We start from the raw sequence: 2,322 nt of genomic DNA, 5'->3' as shown, positions 1-2,322 counted from the left end.
CAAGGTAATTAAGAGTTCTATCAGGGTGAAGCCTTTTGTTTGTACAGGGGTAAAATCCATGTCGTCCTCCAAAACCAGATCCGTTGGTTGGGACCATCGTATCCGCATGGACAATCAACTGGCAACACAGGGGGAGGGGATTCAGAGTATTCCTACAGAACTTGTCGGCAATCTCTGATGATGAGTCCGAGTCACGGTTGCTGTAACGTTTTGGGTAACGGGAAAGTCACCTCTTCCGGCATACCGCCATCTTCCATGGCTTCCGTTGCACCCCATGCTTTGAGCTGATCCAGCACTTGCTCCACCAGCACTTCCGGTGCGGATGCGCCGGCAGTCAGACCGATAACACTGTTTCCTTCCAGCCACTCCCGGCGCAGATCCCCGGGGCCGTCCACCAGATAGGCAGGTTTGCCAAGTTTCTCGGCAATTTCCTTGAGCCGGTTGGAATTGGAACTGTTGGGCGAACCAACCACCAATACCACATCGCAGGCCGCAGCAAGGCGCTTTACCGCATCTTGACGGCTTTGGGTGGCGTAGCAGATGTCATCCTTCTTTGGCCCCTGAATATTGGGGAAGTATTTACGCAACGCGTCGATGATCTGGGCGGTGTCGTCCATGGACAAAGTTGTCTGTGTGACGAAAGCCAGCTTGTCCGGATTCCGGACTTCCAGCTGTGCCACGTCTCCAGCAGTTTCCACCAGATAGATCCCGGCGGCCTCCGGGCAATGGTACTGTCCCATGGTTCCTTCCACCTCAGGGTGCCCCTTGTGGCCCAGAAGGATGACTTCGAAGCCATTGCGACAATGCCGTGCTACCTGCAGGTGCACCTTGGTTACCAGCGGGCAGGTGGCATCGAATACTCTCAGATCACGGTTTCCCGCTTCATTTTTGACCGCCTGGGATACCCCGTGAGCGCTGAAGATGACCGTATTGCCATCCGGTACCTCATGAAGCTCGTCCACAAAAATGGCGCCACGTTTTTTGAGATTTTCCACCACGAAACGGTTGTGCACCACTTCATGCCGGACATAGATGGGCGCACCGAAGGCATCCAGTGCGTGATCCACGATTTCGATGGCACGATCCACGCCAGCACAGAACCCCCGGGGATTGGCGAGAAGAATTTTCATGTGGAAAGCCTGAATATGATCTATTTTTAGTAGACGGACAACAGACTGTACAACATGCAACTGCAAGCAGCAAAGGAGTAGGCCCATGCCAAGCAACAAATGGAAGAAAAATGCCAGTGCCGATGTACCTGACTTACGGGACTGGATGTATGAACCCTCACTGATCCGGCTTGCCCGGCAACTGCCGCCGCCGCGTGATCAGAAGATTCTCAACCAGTACGGTGAAGGCGCCTGCACGGGATTTGCCCTGGCCGCAGCCATCAACCTGCTGTATTCCCGCGCCGGAGAGGATGTACGGGTCAGCGCCCGCATGCTTTACGAGATGGCCAAGCGTAATGATGAATGGCCGGGAGAGGACTATGACGGTAGCAGCCTGCGTGGTGCCATCAAGGGCTGGAGCAACATGGGAGTTTGCAGGGATGAGCTGTGGCGCTACCGGGTGACCCGCAAGGGAGATCTTACCGTGCGCCGGGCAAAGGAAGCGCGCAGCCATACACTGGGCGCGTACTATCGCCTGCGCCCCCAGATCAGTCACTATCATGCGGCGCTCAACGAGGCGGGTGTGATTGTCGTCTCAGCCAAGGTGCATGCCGGCTGGGATGATCCTGCCGATGGCCGCATCATCAAGAGCAAGAAGATAACCGGTGGGCATGCCTTCGCCGTGGTGGGCTACGATGAAGAGGGTTTCTGGATACAGAATTCCTGGACCGATGGCTGGGGTGACGGCGGACTGGCACTGTGGACCTATGAAGACTGGATCGAAAATGTCATGGATGCCTGGGGGTTCCGCCTGGCATTGCCCACACCTTCCATTTTCGGACTGCGAAGCTGCACCTGGTCGGGCACAGCACCGGTGCGGTGGCCATCGGCCAGCTCCTGCGTACCCTGAGCCGCCGCCAGTTGCAGATTGAAACCTGCTCCCTGATGGCGCCTGCCTGTACGCTGGACTGGTATCGGGACAGCTATGTGCCTGTACTGGATGAAAAAGGCCGGTTGCAGATCAGGGATATGGCCATCTACAACCTGCTGGATGAGCTCGAAAAAGATGACACGGTCACGGCTCTGTACCACAAGTCTCTGCTGTACCTGGTTTCCAATGCCTTTGAGCGACAGAAGGAACGCCCCCTGCTGGGTATGCAGAAGTTTGCCAAGGATGTGCCCAGGGTGGGTGAGTTGCCGCGAATACATTATT

The 2,322-nt window shown here is 56.2% G+C and carries 4 protein-coding genes; 2 read left to right on the top strand and 2 right to left on the bottom strand.

From position 1 onward, the window contains the following. On the bottom strand, window positions 1-60 hold a 60-nt coding region (locus tag ACOCD2_RS17090), incomplete at its 3' end, for a pilus assembly FimT family protein (RefSeq protein WP_371415055.1). Window positions 61-191: 131 nt separating this feature from the next. Then, on the bottom strand, window positions 192-1,130 hold the full coding sequence (ispH, locus tag ACOCD2_RS17085) for a 4-hydroxy-3-methylbut-2-enyl diphosphate reductase (RefSeq protein WP_293646845.1): 939 nt from the start codon (window positions 1,128-1,130) through the stop codon (window positions 192-194). Between the two features lie 85 nt (window positions 1,131-1,215). Here ispH and ACOCD2_RS17080 point away from each other — a divergent pair, with 85 nt between their 5' ends. Continuing rightward, window positions 1,216-2,019 (top strand): C1 family peptidase, encoded by an 804-nt coding sequence (locus ACOCD2_RS17080; protein WP_293646847.1) that lies wholly within the window; start codon window positions 1,216-1,218, stop codon window positions 2,017-2,019. Next, window positions 1,989-2,322, top strand: a 334-nt coding sequence (locus ACOCD2_RS17075; protein ID WP_305801399.1) for a hypothetical protein, incomplete at its 3' end; no start/stop codon positions are given. The genes ACOCD2_RS17080 and ACOCD2_RS17075, both read left to right, overlap by 31 nt.

It is taken from the genome of Thiolapillus sp. (genome assembly GCF_048562965.1).
In the GTDB taxonomy this organism is placed as follows: Bacteria; Pseudomonadota; Gammaproteobacteria; order Chromatiales; family Chromatiaceae; genus Thiolapillus; species Thiolapillus brandeum_A.
Note: the sequence above shows the minus strand (reverse complement) of the source record. Positions and strands in the feature narration are given on the sequence as shown.